Source organism: Streptomyces sp. NPDC033178 (assembly GCF_055577685.1).
The window spans coordinates 211529-229313 of sequence record NZ_JBVIPT010000007.1 but is presented as its reverse complement, the minus strand read 5'-3'; the positions used below and the strand labels follow the sequence as shown (position 1 = coordinate 229313).

Annotated in this window: 14 protein-coding genes; 7 read left to right on the top strand and 7 right to left on the bottom strand. The window is 71.1% G+C overall.

All coding sequences use genetic code 11. The annotated features are described in order from the left end of the window. Nucleotides 1-116: 116 nt before the first annotated feature. Nucleotides 117-1466 carry an MFS transporter gene (locus ACZ5VQ_RS19570; RefSeq protein WP_469105974.1) on the bottom strand — a complete coding sequence of 450 codons (1350 nt, stop codon included), beginning with the start codon at nucleotides 1464-1466 and terminating at the stop codon, nucleotides 117-119. A 60-nt stretch (nucleotides 1467-1526) separates the two neighbouring features. Beyond that, complete coding sequence (locus tag ACZ5VQ_RS19565) at nucleotides 1527-1964, bottom strand: MarR family winged helix-turn-helix transcriptional regulator (protein ID WP_362084156.1); 438 nt, start codon at nucleotides 1962-1964, stop codon at nucleotides 1527-1529. 155 nt (nucleotides 1965-2119) lie between these two features. On the opposite strand from ACZ5VQ_RS19565, the gene ACZ5VQ_RS19560 reads away from it, so the two are divergent. Next, complete coding sequence (locus ACZ5VQ_RS19560; protein ID WP_055616674.1) at nucleotides 2120-2302, top strand: hypothetical protein; 183 nt, start codon at nucleotides 2120-2122, stop codon at nucleotides 2300-2302. Between the two features lie 76 nt (nucleotides 2303-2378). On the opposite strand, the gene ACZ5VQ_RS19555 is transcribed toward ACZ5VQ_RS19560, so the two are convergent. Further along, nucleotides 2379-3830, bottom strand: a complete 1452-nt coding sequence (locus ACZ5VQ_RS19555) for an NCS2 family permease (RefSeq protein ID WP_469105973.1) — start codon at nucleotides 3828-3830, stop codon at nucleotides 2379-2381. Nucleotides 3831-4017: 187 nt separating this feature from the next. Here ACZ5VQ_RS19555 and ACZ5VQ_RS19550 point away from each other — a divergent pair, with 187 nt between their 5' ends. Both ACZ5VQ_RS19550 and ACZ5VQ_RS19545 read left to right on the top strand, forming a co-directional pair. Then, a complete protein-coding gene (locus tag ACZ5VQ_RS19550) occupies nucleotides 4018-4290 on the top strand; it encodes a DUF2530 domain-containing protein (protein ID WP_362084161.1) in 273 nt (90 codons plus the stop codon). Between the two features lie 160 nt (nucleotides 4291-4450). Then, a complete protein-coding gene (locus ACZ5VQ_RS19545) occupies nucleotides 4451-6859 on the top strand; it encodes an HAD-IC family P-type ATPase (RefSeq protein ID WP_469105972.1) in 2409 nt (802 codons plus the stop codon). A gap of 96 nt (nucleotides 6860-6955) precedes the next feature. Here the strand turns inward: ACZ5VQ_RS19545 and ACZ5VQ_RS19540 are convergent, their stop codons facing one another. The 4 genes from ACZ5VQ_RS19540 to ACZ5VQ_RS19525 form a co-directional block, all read right to left on the bottom strand. Beyond that, complete coding sequence (locus ACZ5VQ_RS19540; protein WP_469105971.1) at nucleotides 6956-7885, bottom strand: hypothetical protein; 930 nt, start codon at nucleotides 7883-7885, stop codon at nucleotides 6956-6958. A gap of 187 nt (nucleotides 7886-8072) precedes the next feature. Beyond that, nucleotides 8073-8852, bottom strand: a complete 780-nt coding sequence (locus ACZ5VQ_RS19535) for a calcium-binding protein (protein WP_469105970.1) — start codon at nucleotides 8850-8852, stop codon at nucleotides 8073-8075. A gap of 260 nt (nucleotides 8853-9112) precedes the next feature. After that, on the bottom strand, nucleotides 9113-12259 hold the full coding sequence (locus ACZ5VQ_RS19530; RefSeq protein ID WP_469105969.1) for a sacsin N-terminal ATP-binding-like domain-containing protein: 3147 nt from the start codon (nucleotides 12257-12259) through the stop codon (nucleotides 9113-9115). A 447-nt stretch (nucleotides 12260-12706) separates the two neighbouring features. Continuing rightward, on the bottom strand, nucleotides 12707-13630 hold the full coding sequence (locus tag ACZ5VQ_RS19525; RefSeq protein WP_469105968.1) for a DUF3027 domain-containing protein: 924 nt from the start codon (nucleotides 13628-13630) through the stop codon (nucleotides 12707-12709). A gap of 476 nt (nucleotides 13631-14106) precedes the next feature. On the opposite strand from ACZ5VQ_RS19525, the gene ACZ5VQ_RS19520 reads away from it, so the two are divergent. The 4 genes from ACZ5VQ_RS19520 to ACZ5VQ_RS19505 all read left to right on the top strand — a co-directional run bounded on the left by ACZ5VQ_RS19520 (nucleotide 14107) and on the right by ACZ5VQ_RS19505 (nucleotide 17773). Beyond that, nucleotides 14107-15528 carry an MFS transporter gene (locus ACZ5VQ_RS19520; protein WP_469105967.1) on the top strand — a complete coding sequence of 474 codons (1422 nt, stop codon included), beginning with the start codon at nucleotides 14107-14109 and terminating at the stop codon, nucleotides 15526-15528. A 98-nt stretch (nucleotides 15529-15626) separates the two neighbouring features. After that, the gene (locus ACZ5VQ_RS19515) at nucleotides 15627-16115 is read left to right on the top strand and encodes a hypothetical protein (protein ID WP_469105966.1); all 489 of its coding nucleotides are present in this window, start codon (nucleotides 15627-15629) and stop codon (nucleotides 16113-16115) included. Between the two features lie 19 nt (nucleotides 16116-16134). Continuing rightward, the gene (locus ACZ5VQ_RS19510) at nucleotides 16135-16887 is read left to right on the top strand and encodes a futalosine hydrolase (RefSeq protein WP_469105965.1); all 753 of its coding nucleotides are present in this window, start codon (nucleotides 16135-16137) and stop codon (nucleotides 16885-16887) included. Then, entirely contained in the window at nucleotides 16871-17773 is a 903-nt protein-coding gene (locus tag ACZ5VQ_RS19505) for a 1,4-dihydroxy-6-naphthoate synthase (protein WP_469105964.1), read from the top strand. The genes ACZ5VQ_RS19510 and ACZ5VQ_RS19505 overlap by 17 nt, the downstream gene beginning before the upstream one ends. The last annotated feature ends 12 nt before the right edge of the window (nucleotides 17774-17785 follow it).

Sequence of the window (17785 nt, the reverse complement as noted above, 5' to 3'; positions counted from 1 at the left end):
CGATCTGCGGCTCCGCCGCGTTGGGGGTCCCCCCGCGCTCGATCGAAGCCGAGAGTGGGGGGGATCGACCAGCCACAACGGACCCGCGGACAAAGAGCGCGCTCCCAGCGGAGTGTTCAGGCGGCGGTCGCCAGTGCCCGTTCTCTAGGCACGAAGCGGACCTGTGGGTGGCCGTGGTGCCAGCCCACCGACAGGCGCAGGCCGCCCACGCGGGCCAGGGCGAGGCCGACGGTTACCGCGGCCAGGGCCGAGATGACTCCGCCGACGGCGAAGCCGACCCGGGGACCGTAGGCGTCCGTGATCCAGCCGACGACGGGCGCCCCCAGTGGCGTACCGCCCATGAAGACCATCATGAACAGGGCCATGACGCGGCCGCGCATGGCCGGGTCGGTGCCCATCTGGACCGCGGTGTTCGCCGTGACGTTGACCGTCAGGCCGGCGATCCCGATCGGGACCATGAGGAGAGCGAACAGCCAGTAGGACGGGGCCAGGGCGGCCACTATCTCCAGGACGCCGAAGGCGACGGCGGCCGCGACCAGCACGCGCGCCCGGGCCGTGCCACGCCGGGCGGCGAGGAGCGCGCCCGCGAGCGACCCCACGGCCATCAGCGTGTTGAAGAGGCTGTACGCGCCAGCGCCGGCGTGGAAGACGTCGTCCGCGTAGGCCGAGAGCCAGACCGGGAAGTTGAAGCCGAAGGTGCCGATGAAGCCGACGAGGATGATCGGCCACATCAGGTCGGGGCGGCCGGCGACATAGCGCAGGCCCTCGCGGAGCTGGCCCTTGCCGCGCGGGGTGCGCTCGACCTGGTTCAGCTCGCGGGAGCGCATCAGGAGCAGACCGGCGATGGGCGCGACGAACGACAGTCCGTTGAGCAGGAACGCCCAGCCCGTGCCCACGCTCGTGATCAGCACACCCGCGACCGCGGGGCCGACGAGACGGGCGGACTGGAAGTTGGCGGAGTTGAGGCTGACCGCGTTCTGCAGCTGGTCGGGGCCGACCATCTCGGAGACGAAGGACTGCCGGGCCGGGTTGTCTATCACCGTGGCGAGGCCCACGGCGAAGGCGGCGACGTAGACGTGCCAGACCTGGACGTGGCCGGAGATGGTGAGGAAGGCGAGCGCGAGGCCGGTGAGGCCCATGGCGGTCTGGGTGGCCAGCAGCGTCGGGCGCTTCGGGAGGCGGTCCACGAGGACACCGCCGTAGAGGCCGAAGAGCAGCATCGGCAGGAACTGCAGGGCCGTGGTGATACCGACGGCGGCGGAGGAGCCGGTGAGGCTCAGCACCAGCCAGTCCTGGGCGATTCGCTGCATCCAGGTGCCGGTGTTGGAGACGACCTGGCCGGTGAAGAACAGCCGGTAGTTCCTGATCTTCAGCGAGCTGAACATCGAGGAGCGTGGCTTGGGAACGGACGGGGAGTTGTGGGCGGCAGGTGCGGGGGCGGAGTCTGCTCCGGGTCCCGTACTCAACGGCGTTCGCCTCCTTGGACGGGGGTGGGTTCGGTGCGCGCGGCGTGCGGGTGCGCGCGGTTACAGATGCGCGAGCTTCTCCAGGACGGGGGCGGCCTCGCGGAGCTTCGCCCAGTCGTCCTCGTCGAGGCCCTCGACCAGGGAGGCCAGCCACGCGTTCCGCTTGCGGCGGCTCTCGTCGAGCATGGCCTCGGCCCGCTCGGTCTGCGTGACGACCTTCTGGCGCCGGTCCTCGGGATGCGGCTCCAGCTTGACCAGGCCCTTGGCTTCGAGGAGCGCCACGATGCGGGTCATGGAGGGCGGCTGCACATGCTCCTTGCGGGCGAGCTCGCCCGGGGTGGCCGTGCCGCAGCGGGCGAGGGTGCCGAGCACCGACATCTCGGTCGGGCTCAGCGACTCGTCGACCCGCTGGTGCTTGAGTCGACGCGACAGGCGCATCACGGCGGATCGCAGGGAGTTCACGGCGGCAACGTCGTCGCCATGGGTCAGGTCAGGCATGTTCCTTAGAATAACTCATTACTCTCGCTAAAGACCACCCGAGTGCACGCCTGATGCCCGTGAAACGGGCCACTGACGCATTTCATCACTCATACGAGTGAGACAGCTCCGGAAAGTGACCCGACGGGTGGCCGGATGCGGCAACCCTCGACCGCATGGGGACCAGTGTGCTCAGCCTGCGGATAGACGGGGAGCTGCTCGATCGGCTCCGGCACCATGCGGCCAAACGGGGAATGAGCGTCCAGGACTACGTCGTCCGGACGCTCGTGCGCGACGACTTCGACGAACGGTTCCAGACCGCGGTCGAGGAGACGGAAAAGTTCTACGGGGTCACGTGAGCCCGAGAGCCTGATTGCCCTGCGGGGTCACGTGAGCCCCGCGGCGGGTCGGGATTGAGGCCTCAGGCCTCAGGCCTCAGGTCAGACCCAGCGCCGGCATCAGGTAGTAGAAGACGAACACCGCCGACACCACGTACATCGCGACCGGTACGTCCCGCCCGCGCCCGGCCGCCAGCCGCAGCACGACGAACGTGATGAAGCCCATGCCGATGCCGTTCGTGATCGAGTACGTGAACGGCATCATCAGCATCGTCACGAACGCCGGGATCGCGATGGTGTGGTCGGCCCAGTCGATCTGGCGGATCGAGCCGGACATGATCAGGAAGCCGACCGCGAGCAGCGCGGGCGTGGCGGCCTGGGACGGGACCATCGCGGCGACGGGGGTCAGGAAGAGCGCGGCACCGAAGAGCGCGCCGGTGACGACGTTCGCGAAACCGGTGCGCGCGCCCTCGCCGACGCCCGCCGTGGACTCCACGAAGCAGGTGGTGGCGGAGGACGAGGTGGCGCCACCGGCGGCGACCGCGATGCCGTCGACGAAGAGCACCTTGTTGATGCCCGGCATGTTGCCGTCCTCGTCGGTCAGCTTCGCCTCGTCGCCGATGCCCATGATCGTGCCCATCGCGTCGAAGAAGCACGAGAGCAGCACGGTGAAGACGAACAGCACACCGGTCAGTACGCCGACCTTGCCGAAGCCGCCGAAGAGGCTGACCTGCCCGACGAGCCCGAAGTCGGGGCTCGCGACCGGGCTGCCGGGCCACTTCGGGGTGGTCAGACCCCAGGAGGGCACCGTGGCGACGGCGTTGATGACGAGCGCGACGACGGTCATGGCGACGATCGAGATCAGGATCGCGCCCGGCACCTTGCGCACGATGAGCGCGAGCGTGAGGAGCGTGCCGAGCACGAAGACGAGTACGGGCCAGCCGTCGAGGTGACCGGTCCCGCCGAGCTGCAACGGCACGGTGGTCTGTGCGGCGTCCGGGATGCGCGAGACGAAGCCCGAGTCGACGAGCCCGATCAGCATGATGAACAGGCCGATACCGATCGCGATGCCCTTGCGCAGGCCGAGGGGCACGGCGTTCATCACGCGCTCACGCAGACCGGTGGCGACGAGCAGCATCACCACGAACCCGGCGAGCACCACCATGCCCATGGCGTCCGGCCAGGACATCCGGGGCGCGAGCTGGAGCGCGACGACGGTGTTCACGCCGAGACCGGCGGCGAGCGCGATCGGTACGTTGCCGATGACGCCCATCAGGAGCGTGGTGAACGCCGCCGTCAGCGCGGTCGCGGTGACCAGCTGGCCGTTGTCCAGCTGGTGTCCGTACATGTCCTTCGCGCTGCCCAGGATGATCGGGTTCAGCACGATGATGTAGGCCATCGCGAAGAAGGTGGCGAAACCGCCGCGGATCTCGCGCGACAGCGTGCTGCCGCGCTCCGAGATCCGGAAGTAGCGGTCGAGTGCGCCGGAGCCGGACCGGGGGTCCGGCTGCTTGGGCGCGGAGGCCTTGGCGGGGGCCGAGGTGGGCATGCGGGGACCTCATCGCCGGCGGACATCCCCGATGTCCATGTGGCGTCTCGTGATGTGGCGTTTCATACGAACGGAAGTGGCCAGAAGCAAACAGTTTCAGTATGAACATACGTCACGGAGAGCGCTATCTCCGCGCGTAGACATGACCGCCCGCGCATGGTCCTGATCACCTCGTAAGCTGTCCCCCATGGCTGGGTTTTTTTCGGGATCCCCGAAACACGAGGCGCCGGAGCCCCTGGAGGGTCCCGTGGTCGCCACCATCACGGGTGGCACGATCCTCTGGTTCGTCCTCTTCCTGGCACAGCTGCCCTTCTACAACTGGTTCGACGACCACGGACACCTGTGGTGGCTCTGGACCTGCCTGGCCGGCGCGGGCCTCGGCCTGATCGGCATCTGGTACGTGCGGGGCCGCGAAGCGGCGCTGAAGAGGGACGAGGCGGCGCAGGAGCCGACCCCGTAGGGGGCGCGGGGAACCACGCGAGCAACCCCCACCGGCCTACGGGCGGACAACCGCACCGCGCGGGCGCGTACAACCACGGAACCATTCCGGCTCCTCCCCTGGTCGGATCTTTGCCGCACTCGGCGGGTGAAGCCGTATATCCACCCGTACCGTCGGATGCATGACGCACATCGACGCGGGTGCCGAACTCGACCCTGTGCATCCCACACCCGTACCCACCCCCGCCGCGAGGGCGGTGGGCCTCACCGCGGCCGAGGTCGCCGAGCGGGTGGCGCGGGGCGAGGTCAACGACGTACCCGTGCGCAGCAGTCGCTCCACGGCCGACATCGTCCGGGCGAACGTCTTCACCCGGTTCAACGCGATCATCGGCGTGCTCTGGCTGATCATGATGTTCGTCGCGCCGTTCCAGGACAGCCTGTTCGGCTATGTGATCCTCGCGAACACCGGGATCGGCATCATCCAGGAGCTGCGCGCGAAGAAGACGCTGGACTCGCTGGCGGTGATCGGCGAGGCGCGGCCGACCGTCCGCAGGGACGGGGTCGCCGCCGAGGTCGGCACCTCCGAGATCGTGCTCGGGGACCTGATCGAGATCGGGCCGGGCGACAAGATCGTCGTGGACGGCGAGTGCGTCGAGGCCGACGGCCTGGAGATCGACGAGTCGCTGCTCACCGGTGAGGCGGACCCGGTCGTCAAACAGCCCGGTGACCAGGTGATGTCGGGCAGCTTCGTGGTGGCGGGCGGCGGCGCGTTCACCGCGACGAAGGTGGGCCGCGAGGCGTACGCGGCGCAGCTCGCCGAGGAGGCGAGCCGCTTCACCCTCGTCCACTCCGAGCTGCGGACCGGTATCTCCACGATCCTCAAGTACGTGACGTGGATGATGATCCCGGCCGCGATCGGCCTGGCCATCACCCAACTCGTCGTCAAGAACGACGACTTCAAGGACTCGATCGCGCGGGCCGTCGGCGGCATCGTGCCCATGGTCCCGGAGGGGCTGGTCCTCCTCACCTCCGTCGCCTTCGCGATCGGGGTGATCCGGCTTGGCCGGAAACAGTGCCTCGTCCAGGAACTCCCGGCCATCGAGGGCCTCGCCCGCGTCGACACGGTCTGCCTCGACAAGACGGGCACGCTGACCGAGGGCGGCATGGACGTCACCGAGCTGCGCCCCCTCAACGGCAGCGACGAGCCGTACGTACGGAAGGTGCTGGGCGCCCTCGGCGAGTCGGACCCGCGGCCGAACGCCTCGCTCCAGGCCATCATCGACGCCTACCCGGACGGCGAGGGCTGGCGCTGCGTCGAGTCGCTGCCCTTCTCCTCCGCGCGCAAGTACAGCGGGGCGACCTTCAGCGAGGGCGACGGCGGGTCGAGTACGTGGCTGCTGGGTGCCCCGGACGTGCTGCTGCCGTCCGAGGACCCGGCGCTCGCCGAGACCGAGCACCTCAACGAGCAGGGGCTGCGGGTGCTGCTGCTGGCCCGCGCCGACAAGGACCTCGACGACCCGCGGGTCCAGGAGGGCGCCCGGCCGACCGCGCTCGTCGTCCTGGAGCAGCGGCTGCGGCCCGACGCGGCGGACACCCTGCGGTACTTCGAGGAGCAGGACGTACGGGCCAAGGTGATCTCCGGCGACAACGCGGTGTCGGTCGGCGCGGTCGCCGCCAAGCTCGGGCTGCCCGGAGCCTCCGCCACGGTCGACGCGCGGCGGCTGCCCACCGAGAAGGCCGAGATGGCCAGGGCGCTGGACGAGGGGACGGTGTTCGGGCGGGTCACTCCCCAGCAGAAGCGGGACATGGTGGGGGCGCTCCAGTCGCACGGCCACACGGTCGCGATGACGGGTGACGGCGTCAACGACGTGCTCGCCCTGAAGGACGCCGACATCGGGGTCGCGATGGGGTCCGGGTCGGAGGCCACCCGGGCCGTCGCCCAGATCGTGCTGCTGAACAACAGCTTCGCGACTCTGCCGTCCGTCGTCGCCGAGGGGCGGCGGGTCATCGGGAACATCACTCGGGTCGCGACGTTGTTCCTGGTCAAGACCGTGTACTCGGTGCTGCTCGCGGTGATGGTGGTCTGCTCGCAGGTCGAGTACCCGTTCCTGCCCCGGCACTTGACCCTGTTGTCGACGCTGACGATCGGTGTGCCGGCGTTCTTCCTGGCCCTGGCGCCCAACAAGGAGCGGGCCCGGCCGCACTTCGTGCGGCGGGTGATGCGGTACTCGATTCCGGGCGGGGTCGTCGCGGCGGTCGCCACGTTCGCCACGTATCTGATCGCTCGTCACCACTACACGGGCGAAGGGGCGTTGGACGCGGAGACCAGTGCGGCGACGTTGACCTTGTTCCTGATCGCGATGTGGGTCCTTGCGATCATCGCGCGGCCCTACACGTGGTGGCGGGTGGGGCTCGTCGCCGCGATGGGGCTCGGGTTCGTGATCGTGCTCGTCGTGCCGTGGCTCCAGGAGTTCTTCGCGCTGAAGCTGGTCGGAACGACCATGCCGTGGACTGCCGTCGGCATCGCGGTGGTGGCCTCGGCGTCACTGGAGTTCGTGTGGAGGTGGGTCGACCGGAAGTTCCCCGCGTGAGCGCTCCGCTCGGGGCCGGGGGTGGCGGGGGTGTGTTGACGCCGCTGGCCCCACGCCCGTCGAGGCGTGGGGCCAGTGGTTGGCAAGCGAGAGGGGCTAGTTCACGTCGACGAAGTCGCCCGCGGCCTTGACGGCCGGAGTGGTCGTCGTGCCCGCGAAGTTGTAGCGGAAGTAACCGTCGGCGGCAGCCTTGACGGTGGTCTTCAGGGCGCCGGCCGTACCGGACTTGACCGTCTTGACGTCCACGTAGGTGGACGTGCCCTTCTTCTTGAACTGCAGCTTCACCGACTGGACGGTGTAGCCCGCGTACTTGTTGGTCTCCCAGTTGGCACGCGTCAGGTTGCCCTTGACCGTGATGGTCTTGCCCTTCTTCACGGGCTCCGGCGAGGCGTTGACCGTCAGCTTCGAGAAGCGCTGGACCTTGGTGGTGCCGACCTTGGCGGCCTCGGCGACACCGACCTTGGTGACGTCGAAGTCTTCGGCGGTCGGGTCCTGGCCGTTGAAGGCGACGGCGTAGGCGTTGGCGTTCCACGTACCGGCGTCGGAGTTGAGGAGCTCGCCGTCGCCCGGACGGACGTCGATGGTGCCCTTGCAGGACGCGACGGTGGTGGAGACCGGCGTGCAGGTCGGGTAGAGGTCACCGAACAGGTAGTTGTCCGGCGACTCGTAGGAACCGCGGTAGACCTCCAGGTCGACGACGAAGTCGGCCGCGGCGATGTCGACGTCGGCGGCGTGCGTCAGCGTGAAGGTCGTCGGGACGGTGACGTGCTTGCTGGTGCCGGCGACGATCGCCTTGCCGCCGTTGATCTTCACGTCCGAGAAGCTCGCGTCCAGGACGTACGGCGCGTCGGCCTCGGCGGCGGCGATACGGGTGCCGCTCTTGCCGGAGGCGGCGTGGGCGGAGTCGAGCACCTTCGCGACGTCCGCGCGCGAGATGGCGGAGTCGTCGGCCTGAGCGGCCGGAACAGCGAAGGCGGAGAGAGCCAGGGCGCCGGTGACGGCGGCCACGGTGGCACGTATGCGCATGCGTTCCCCTGATGGAGAAAGGGCCCCGGACGGCATTCGTCCTCACGTCGGGGCCGAAGTGATCAAGAGTCTGTTGACCCGAGTGATCAGATGCGTGACGGGGGTGAATGGTTGTACGCGAGGTGAATCTTTTGCGTACGCGTGACCAAGGTCATCTTCACCACTCACCCCGACACACCCGAGGGGCCTACTGCACGTCGATGAGGTCACCCGCGGCCGCGACCGCCGGAGTCGTCGTCGTGCCCGCGAAGTTGTAGCGGTAGTAGCCGTCGACCGAGGCCGTGACCGTGGTCTTCAGGGCACCGGCCGAACCGGACCTGACCGACTTGACGTCCTTGTAGGTCGTCGTGCCCTTCTTCTTGAACTGGAGCTTCACCGACTGGGAGGTGTAGCCCGCGTACCTGCCCGTGTCCCAGTTGGCACGGGTCAGGTTGCCCTTGACCGTGATGGTCCTGCCCTTCTTCACGGGCTCCGGCGAGGCGTTGACGGTCAGCTTGGAGGCGCGCTTGACCTTGAAGCCCTTGGCGTTGTCCTTCTGGACATAGTCGGCGTCGACGCCCGCGGCGAGCGCCCAGACCTTCCAGCCGCCGGCCACCGAGTTGATCAGGTTGGCGCCGGACTCAAGGGTGAAGCTCGACTTGCAGGTCGAGGTCGTGGCGTTGACCTCGGCGCAGGTGGCGCGGAGGTCGCTGCTGTTGGCGACGGCGCCGCTGTCGGACGACTCGATGTCCGCGCCGTGGTACAGGATCGCCTGGGCCCAGTCGATGCCCGAGTCGTCCGTGGCGGTGAAGGAGACCGTGAAGGTCTTCTTCCCGGTCGCGCCGCCGACGACGTCCTTGCCGCCGTTGACCACGACGTTCGAGATCTTGGTGTCGCCCGCCGAGTCGTCGGCCTGGGCGGCCGGCACGGCGAGGACGGACAGGGCCAGGGCACCGGTGACGACGCCCAGGGTGGCACGTATGCGCATGCGTTCCCCACGTGGAGAGGGACCTCGCGGCGAAGCCATGTCACGCGAGGTCCGGTCATTGAGACTGCGGAGCCCGAGGGCTCGCGGTGATCAGATCCACGAAGGGAACGAATGGTTGTACGAGTTGTGAACTTCTGGTGCCTATGTTGCCCAGATCACATCAGTGGCCCCGGGCGCCCCTGCCGAACCTCCGGCCCGGAGCCCGTCTGCCGAACCTCCGGGCCGGAGCGCGTCTGCCGAACCTCCGGCCCCAGGTCCCCTCAGTCGAACCAGCGGTCCCGTGCCAGTTCCTCCGTCCTGGACGGGTCCTCCAGCAGGGCGCCGACCTCGAAGCGGCGTGGCCACTGGCCGGCCGCCCAGGCGAGGCCCGCGGCGACGCCCTCCACAGTGGCGGCGTGCAGCACGCCGTCGCGGGTGCGGCGCCAGTCGAGTTCGGTGCCGTCGACGAAGAGCTCCTCGTGCTCGACGTACGTCGTGGGGGTCGAGGGGCCCAGCAGGACCCGTACGGACTCCGGGACGTCGTGTTCGACGCCCTCGCTCGTGACCTCGCCGGTCACGGACTCACTCAGCCGCCGGACCTGGAACAGCTCGGCGAGGTCGGCGGCGCGGGACGGGCGGACGGGGAGCAGCGGGGTGCCGGCGGTGAAGGGCAGCAGGTCGGGCGAGTCGACGACCACGGCGTCGGCCGCGTCCACGACGGTCACCCGGCCGTCCACCACGGCCCGCAACTCGTCCGGCAGGGTGACCTGTTCGGGGTCGAGGTCGGCCAACGCGCTGTAGAGGGCGTGCAGTTGGGCGGAGGTGACCTCGCGGTCGGGGTCGGCGAGGCGGTCGAGGAGCTCCGCGGCGCCGCCCGGTTCGGCGAGGAGGGCGGCGACGGAGGTGCGGACGCCGAGGGCCCGCAGGACCTGCTCGTCGTTGAAGCCGGTGGCGTCGGCGGCGTCGTACAGGCCGTGCAGGAGCGGGTCGCCGCCCTCGGCGCGCAGGCCGGCCGGACGGCGGCCGTCGAGGACCGGGTTCCCGCGCAGCCACCAGGCGGTGTACGGCCGGACGATCTCGTGCGTTCCGTCGGGCAGCAGGATCCGGACCGGCTGGGTGAGGGCGTCCCGCAGCGGCGGCCGGGAGAGCAGGGCGAGGGCCTCGGGCCAGCGGTCCTCGTCCACCAGGTCGAGGTCCCGTACGGCGACGAGCTCCGTGGCGACGGGCGGCACCGGCGAGTCGGGCAGCCGGTCCAGGACGTCCTCGCACCACACGTCCACGGCGTCGAGGAGCCCCGCGTCGTCGGGCTCGGCGAACTCCCCTTCCCGCGGCTCAAGTTCGTCGGGGTCGAGGACCACGTCCGTGGCGCGTACGAGGGTGAAGTTGGCCAGCACCCCGCAGGCGGCGAGCGGCTGTTCGCCCCAGCGCTCGGCCAACTCGGTGTCCACGGAGGCGAGTTCGTCCTCGCGCATCACCTGGGCGAACGGGCTGCCGGGGAGGACGAGTTCGCCGGCCGGGGCGAGTTCGCCCTCCTCGTCGGGGAGGGCGAGGGCGCCGAGCCAGGGTTCGTCGCCGGGTTCGAGGCGCGCGTCGCGGACGAGCGCGAGGACCGTGTCGGCCAGTTCCTCGGCGTCCGGGGCGTCCTCGTCCCAGGCTCCGCCGTCGTCGTCGAGGGAGGCGGCGACGGCCGCGCGGACCTGCGGGGTGGTGAGGACGGCACGCGGGGTGGCGGGCAGGGCGCCCAGCTTCTCCAGGAGCGGATGTGCGGCGTCCGGGTGGGCGACCTTGAGGCCGAGGCGGGCGAGGCGCACCAGGGCCTCCGGGGCGGCCCGCTCGCCGTCCGCGGCGGGCAGCAGGACCTGCCGGGGCCCGATCGTCGTACGCCCGTCCGCGAGCGGCACGGGAAGCCCGGTGAGCCGGTCCGGGTCGACGCCGGCCAGGCTGTCGTAGAGCCGCCGCCACCACTCGGGGTCCTTCTCCAGTCCGGCCAGCCGGTCGATCGCCTCGGTCAGCGGCACACGGGCGACGCCCAACGTCCGCAGTTCCGCCCGCCGTTCGAGCCCGGCGGGCAGCAGGCTGGGCAGCACCTCGGCGAGGACCTGCACGGTCTCGGCGCCCGCCCCCTCCACCACCTCGGCGTCACGGGGGCGCAGGGACTCCGGGAGGTCGGAGTCCTCGTCCTCGTCGCCGGTCGGCTCGACAGCGGGCGGCAGGAAGGCGGTACGCGGCAGCCGGTCGAGGATCGCCTGACGCAGGGTCCCGTCGAGCTCGCCCTTGCCGAGCGAGCCCGGCACGAGGCCGATGATCCCGGTGGTCACCGGCCGCCAGTCGGCCAGCAGTTCGGCGTACGCGTCCGCCGCGCGCTGCATCAGGAAGTCGGTCAGCGGGCCGGGGGCGGCGTGCCGGCGGGTGGTGTCGAGCGGGAGCGAGGCGATGAGCAGCGCGGGCACGCCGAGGGGTTCGTCGCTGGGCGTGGGCGCGTGCACGACAGGGCTGGTGCGGGGCCTGGCCAGGGTCCCGTCGGCGTCGACCGGGACGGCCCAGGTGACCGACCAGTGGGGGCGCAGCCGCTCCTCGACGGGCCGGTCGGCGAGCAGCGCGGGCTCCAGGGCGCCGTGCGCGGAGACGGTACGCCAGCGGGTCGTGCCGTCGCGGGAGTCCTCGACGACCACATCGCCGCTCTCCGCGTCGGCGCGGCGCCGGATGGTCCGTACGCTCCCGTCCCGGGCCTCGACGACGACTTCCGTCAGTCCGGGCAGGGCCAGCAGCAGCGCGTCGTCGACGCCCCCGAGGAGCCGCTCGGCGAGATCCTCGGCCGCCGCGTCCCGCAGCGGCAGGATCACGACGCTGTCGTACGAGTCCGGGGCGGTGCCCTCGGCCGCGAACGGCAGCCTGAGCAGCGGCACATGACCGTCGCGGCGCCGCAGTTCGTCGCCGAGCCCGGGGCTGTGGCGGGCGATGTCGGTGGCGAGTTCGCGGGCCTCGACGAGAGACCAGCGGACGCCTCCGTGCCGTCCCACGAGGGCGGGTTCGTCGGTCACGGCGAGCACGGCCGCGAAGCCGACGCCGAAGCGGCCGACCGCACTGTCGTGGTCGTCCCGCTTGGCGGAGGCGCGCAGCGTGGAGAGGGACTCGACGCCCGTCGCGTCCAGCGGGGCGCCGGTGTTGGCGGCGACGAGGACGCCGTCGCGGAGGGTGAGCCTGAGCCTGCCGGGTGCTCCGGCCCGGGCGGCGGCGTCGGCGGCGTTCTGCGCGAGCTCGACCACCAGCCGGTCGCGGTAGCCGCCGAGAACCAGGTCCTCCTCGGCGTTGGCGTCCTCGCGGAACCGGGCCGGGCTCGTCGCCCAGGCGTCCAGCACCCCGCGCCGGAGCCGCGCCGTCCCGAACGGGTCCGCGCCCTCGGCAGCCGGCCGCACGAACTTGCTCACGGTTACTCTCCCTTACGTCGTACGGCCGCACGCGGTGGCTCGGTCGCGGCACGAAGGTACCGCGTGGTCCCCTGCGGGGGGCTCCGCGGGTGAGGTGGGTGGGGCTGTGGCTGGCCGCGCAGTTCCTCGCACCCCTGAGGTGGGTGGGGTGGCTGATGTCGTGGGTTCACCGCGGGCCGGTGTGCTGGTCGCGCAGTTCCCCGCGCCCCTGAGGTGGGTGGGTGTTGATGTGCTTGGTTCACCGCGGGTCGGTCGGGGTTGCTCGCGCAGTTCCCCGCGCCCCTGCCTTTTCGTCTTTAGGGGCGCGGGGAACTGCGCACTCAGCCAAAACTCACCCGCACCCGACATCCCACGCCGACCCCACCCACCTCAGGGGCGCGGGGAACTGCGCACCAGGCCACAGGCACCCCGCACCTCAAAGCGAGCCGGCGGCAGCCAGAGGGCAGCCTAGGAGTGGCCGAACTCCGCCGAGGACTCGTCCGGGCCGACGGACACGGACCCCGAGTCCGGCGACGGACGCAGGGGGAACGGGTCCACCCGGGTCTCGTCGATCACCGGCGGAGCAGGACGCGGCGGTTTGGGCATGACCGCGGCCTCCGAGTGGCCACCGCACCCGTACGACAGCGACACCACACGCCCGTCCGCCGGCGAGAACTCGTTCGCGCACAGACCGAACGCCTGCCCGAGCGAGCCCCCGATGGGATTCAGGAAGCCACAGCTGACGCAGGTGGCGGGAGCGGCCTGGGCCATCGCGGTCTTGGGCCCGTACGACTCCTCCCAGCGGTCGGCCGCGACATGCAGCCCGTACCGCGAGAGCACCCGCGCCCGCCGCATCCCGAGCTCCTCGGCGACGGAGGCGATCGACCCGCGGGTCGGTACGGCGGGCAGTGTGGCCGGCGTCCCGGCCGTGACCTCGGCGTCCTCCGCCTCCACGAGCTCGGCCATCTCCTCGGAGATCGGCGAGTTCGGCGCGGGCTCGTCCTCGCCGGAGAACCCCGCCTCCAGGCGCAGATCCTCCGCGTCCGTGGGCAGGAGGTCCCCCGGACCCATGTCCCCGGGCCGGAGCCGCTCGCTCCACGGCACCCACTCGGGTGCCTGCAGCGCGTCCGGTCCTGGCAGCAGAACCGTCTCGTCGAGGGTGACGAGCTTCGCCCGCGAGGCCCGGGCCACGGTCACCGCCCAGCGCCACCCGCGATAGCCCAGGTCCTTGCACTCGAAGAAGTGCGTGACGACGCGGTCCCCTTCGCTGACCATCCCCGCGTGCTCCCCGACGACGCCGGGCACGGCGGCCTCCTCGGCGGCGGCCCGGGCGAGGTCGACGGCCTCGGCGCACAGACGGTCGGGGGTTCGGCTTCGCGTTGTCGCGCTCACAGGTATCGCTTCTCTCCTACGCCGTCTCACGAGTGCGCCGTCCCTCGACGGGGGTGCGGACGGAGCGGACCGGAGGGCCGCGTCGACGTCCGCGCCCGATCGCACTCGGGCGCACCTACGTCATCCATTCTGCGGGATGGCCGAGAGGCGCGCGGCCGAGAACAACCGCCGCGGGCGCGCTACGCACGCTACCGTCTCGTCGGCGCCTGGCCTACACCGCGGTCTCTTCGCCGCTCCTCGGCGTGGCCTTTGCGGGCTCCGCGATGGGTACTTTGCCCGCTCCTCAATGGACGGTTCCGCCCACTTGACAGGCTGTTCTTCGCCTCTCCGTGGCCAATTCTCGCCCGTCCGCCCATCCGGAGCAGCTCCACAATCCCCCGAAACCTGCCGCTGAGCGGCGAACCCACAGCGTCCACTCAGCCCCTATACGCGCGGTAACCGCGCTACATGCGCCGTTCTCGGGGCACTATTGCGGAGTGGCAGCCGCAAGGTCGCCCCATGGTGCCACCGGGATCGGTGAGGCCGGGGCGGGACAAACGAGCGGATCGGGCCCGGTGCGAGGGGCCGTCCGTTCCGTCGGGCGTGCCCTGCACCTGCCGTTCACGGGGACGGCCAGGGGCATCAGAAAGGCGACACACGCGCACGGCGCGGGCGAGTCGGGCCTCGGCAAACTGATCGAACTGCACGGGGTGAACGGCGCCGGCGACATGATGATCACCGTCGCGCTCGCCTCCACGGTCTTCTTCTCGGTGCCGACGGACGAGGCCCGCGGCCGCGTGGCGCTCTACCTCGCGATCACGATGGCCCCGTTCGCACTCCTCGCCCCGGTCATCGGGCCGCTCCTGGACCGCCTTCCGCACGGCCGCCGCGCCGCGATGGCGGGCGCGTTCATCGCCCGCGCGTTCATGGCCCTGCTGCTGTCGAGCGCGGTCGTCACGGGCAGCATCGAGCTCTACCCGGCGGCCCTCGGCGTCCTGGTGGCGTCGAAGGCGTACGGCGTGGTCAGAAGCGCCGTGGTGCCCCGGCTCCTGCCACCCGCGTTCTCCCTGGTCAAGGCGAACTCACGGGTCACGCTCGGCGGCCTCCTCGCCACCGGTGCGGCCGCCCCGATCGGGGCCGGACTGCAGGCGCTCGGGCCGCGCTATCCGCTCTACGGCGCCTTCGTGATCTTCGTGGCGGGTACGTTCCTGTCGTTCCAGCTCCCGCACAAGGTCGACTCGGCCAAGGGTGAGGACAAGGCCCTGCTCGCCGCGGACGAGCAGCACCTGCACGGGCCGCACCTGAAACCGCCGAAGCGCCCGGGGCTGCGCACGGTCGGCACGGCGGTCACGCACGCGCTCGCCGCGAACGCGGCGCTGCGCTGTCTCTCCGGGTTCCTGATCTTCTTCCTCGCGTTCCTGCTGCGCGAGCATCCGCTGGCCGGTGCGAGCGCGGCGGTCTCGCTGGGGATAGTGGGTGTCTCGGCGGGCGCGGGCAACGCGCTCGGCACGGCGGTCGGGGCGGCGCTGAGAACCCGGTCCCCGGAGCTGATCATCGTGACGGTGATCGCGGTGGTGCTGGGGGTCGCGATCACGGCCGCGGTGTTCTTCGGGGTGATCCTCGTCGCGATACTCGCCGCGTTCGCCGGGTTCGCGCAGGCACTGTCCAAGCTGTCGCTGGACGCGCTGATCCAGCGGGATGTACCGGAACTGGTCCGGACGTCCGCGTTCGCCCGCTCGGAGACCATCCTGCAGATGGCCTGGGTGGTCGGCGGGGCGATCGGCATCGCACTTCCGCTCAACGGCACGCTGGGGCTGTCCGTGGCCGCCGGGATCGTCGCCGCCGGCTGGCTCACCACGGTCCGCGGGCTGCTGACCGCGGCTCGCCGCGGGGGGCGGCAGCACGCGCGGGTGGCGTGAGGGGCTCCGCCCCTCACGGAGCGCGGGGAACTGGCGCGGCGCGCCGCGTACCCCACCCGCGTAGGTGGGGCGCCTGGGCCGCCCGATAGCCTTCGGGCATGAGCTCCCAGCGTCCCCTTGCGCGCCGTCGCCGCGCCGTCGCCGCCGCAGGCGCCGTTTCCGCCGGACTTCTCGTCCTGTCCGCCTGTGACAAGCCGACGCCGATGGCCACCGTCACGATCGGCAACGACTCGGTCAGCACCGAGGCCGAGTGCTACAAGGACGGCGACAACATCGGCCGCGCGGAAGCCACCAAGTGCGCCCAGAAGAAGGCCTCCGACACGATCAGCGTCCCGCAGGGCGAGACGCTGCGGATCGGCGTCGACCCGGAGATCGCGGACGAGGGCTGGGCCCTGTGGATCAACGGTCAGCGCGTCACCGACCCGTTCAAGAAGACGTACTACTCCTTCGAGGGCGTCGACCTCTTCGCGAGCCAGCAGGGCCAGCCCGCGCCGAAGACGCTGAACATCAGCATCGTCCAGCAGAACAAGGCCGACTCGAAGTTCGCGGGCGTCTGGAACTTCAAGCTCGAGAACGCCGACGCTTGAGCCGCCTGATCCGCCGCCCATGCGTGTCCTCGTAGCCACCGCGGTCCTCGTCGAACGGGACGCGGTGGCCGCGGCGTTCGCGCCCTCGCCGGCCCGGGAGTACGCGATTCCGGGGGCGACCCTGAGCAGGGTGACGCCCGCGGAGGGCGGCCCCGCCGTCTTCGATCTGCTCGCCGCGGGCGTGGGCCCGGCGGCCGCCGCCGCCGCGACCGCGGCCGCGCTCACGGCAGCCGCCCTGAACGAACCGCCGCAGGGTCCATCCGGGCCGTACGACCTGGTCGTCTCCACCGGTATCGGGGGCGGTTTCCAGCCCGGGGCGCCCGTCGGGTCGCTCGTCCTCGCCGACGAGATCACCGCGGCGGATCTCGGTGCCGAGACCGCGGACGGATTCGTACCGGTCACCGAACTGGGCTTCGGTGCCGTCACCCACCGCCCGCCGGAATCACTCGTACGAGCGGTCGCGGCCGTCACCGGAGCGCGTACCGGTGCTGTTCTCACCGTCAACACCGTGACCGGAAGCGCCGGCCGCGCCGCCGAACTGCGCCGGCGCCATCCACGGGCGCTCGCCGAGGCGATGGAGGGGTTCGGGGTCGCGGAGGCGGCCGCCGCGCACGGTGTGCCCGTACTGGAGCTCCGTGCCGTGTCCAACCCCGTCGGGCCCCGCGACCGTGCCGCCTGGCGGATCGGGGACGCCCTCGCGGCACTCACCGGGGCATTCGGGAAGCTCGCGCCCGCATTGGAGAGTTGGAATCCACATGACCGCACTCAATGAGAACGAGACCGACGCCGATGCCGGCACCGGCGGCTCCGGCGGCACCGAGCCGCTGAGGATCGCGTACTCGCCCTGCCCGAACGACACCTTCGTCTTCGACTCGTGGGCACATGGCCGGATCCCGGGGGCGCCCGCGCTGGACGTGACCTTCGCGGACATCGACATCACCAACGGCATGGCGGAACGCGGCGAGTTCGACGTCCTGAAGGTGTCGTACGCCGTCCTGCCGTACGTCCTGGACGAGTGGGCCCTGCTGCCCTGCGGGGGCGCCCTGGGGCGGGGCTGCGGGCCGCTGGTGCTGACCCGGGAGCCCGGCGTGGACCTCACCGGCCGCACGGTCGCCGTGCCGAGCGAGAGGTCGACCGCCTACCTGCTGTTCCGCCTGTGGGCCGCGGACACCGTGCCCGGCGGGGTCGGCGAGATCGTCGTCATGCCGTTCCACGAGATCATGCCGGCGGTGCGGGACGGCAAGGTCGACGCGGGCCTGGTGATCCACGAGGCGCGCTTCACCTACCAGAACTACGGGCTCCACAAGCTCGCGGACATGGGCGAGCACTGGGAGTCGACGACGGGTCTGCCGATCCCGCTCGGCGCGATCATCGCCAAGCGGTCGCTGGGCGAGGACACGTTGCGGCTGCTCGCCGAGTCCGCCCGTACGTCGGTGCGCGCCGCCTGGGACGATCCCGAGGCGTCGCGGGCGTACGTCATGGAGCACGCCCAGGAGATGGACGTCTCCGTCGCGAACCAGCACATCGGGCTGTACGTCAACGAGTTCACGGCCGACCTCGGCGAGGACGGGTACGCGGCGGTTCGGGGGCTGTTGACGCGCGCGGCGGCCGAGGGACTGGTGCCGGCTCTCGCGCCGGACGCGCTTTCGTTTCCCTGAAAAACTGCGCCC

Bases quoted from the DNA above. Each gene is read 5' to 3' on its own strand.
- ACZ5VQ_RS19565 (WP_362084156.1), bottom strand. From the start codon at position 1,964: ATGCCTGACCTGACCCATGGCGACGACGTTGCCGCCGTGAACTCCCTG.
- ACZ5VQ_RS19560 (WP_055616674.1), top strand. From the start codon at position 2,120: ATGGGGACCAGTGTGCTCAGCCTGCGGATAGACGGGGAGCTGCTCGAT.
- ACZ5VQ_RS19555 (WP_469105973.1), bottom strand. From the start codon at position 3,830: ATGCCCACCTCGGCCCCCGCCAAGGCCTCCGCGCCCAAGCAGCCGGAC.
- ACZ5VQ_RS19550 (WP_362084161.1), top strand. From the start codon at position 4,018: ATGGCTGGGTTTTTTTCGGGATCCCCGAAACACGAGGCGCCGGAGCCC.
- ACZ5VQ_RS19545 (WP_469105972.1), top strand. From the start codon at position 4,451: ATGACGCACATCGACGCGGGTGCCGAACTCGACCCTGTGCATCCCACA.
- ACZ5VQ_RS19540 (WP_469105971.1), bottom strand. From the start codon at position 7,885: ATGCGCATACGTGCCACCGTGGCCGCCGTCACCGGCGCCCTGGCTCTC.
- ACZ5VQ_RS19535 (WP_469105970.1), bottom strand. From the start codon at position 8,852: ATGCGCATACGTGCCACCCTGGGCGTCGTCACCGGTGCCCTGGCCCTG.
- ACZ5VQ_RS19515 (WP_469105966.1), top strand. From the start codon at position 15,627: ATGAGCTCCCAGCGTCCCCTTGCGCGCCGTCGCCGCGCCGTCGCCGCC.
- ACZ5VQ_RS19510 (WP_469105965.1), top strand. From the start codon at position 16,135: ATGCGTGTCCTCGTAGCCACCGCGGTCCTCGTCGAACGGGACGCGGTG.
- ACZ5VQ_RS19505 (WP_469105964.1), top strand. From the start codon at position 16,871: ATGACCGCACTCAATGAGAACGAGACCGACGCCGATGCCGGCACCGGC.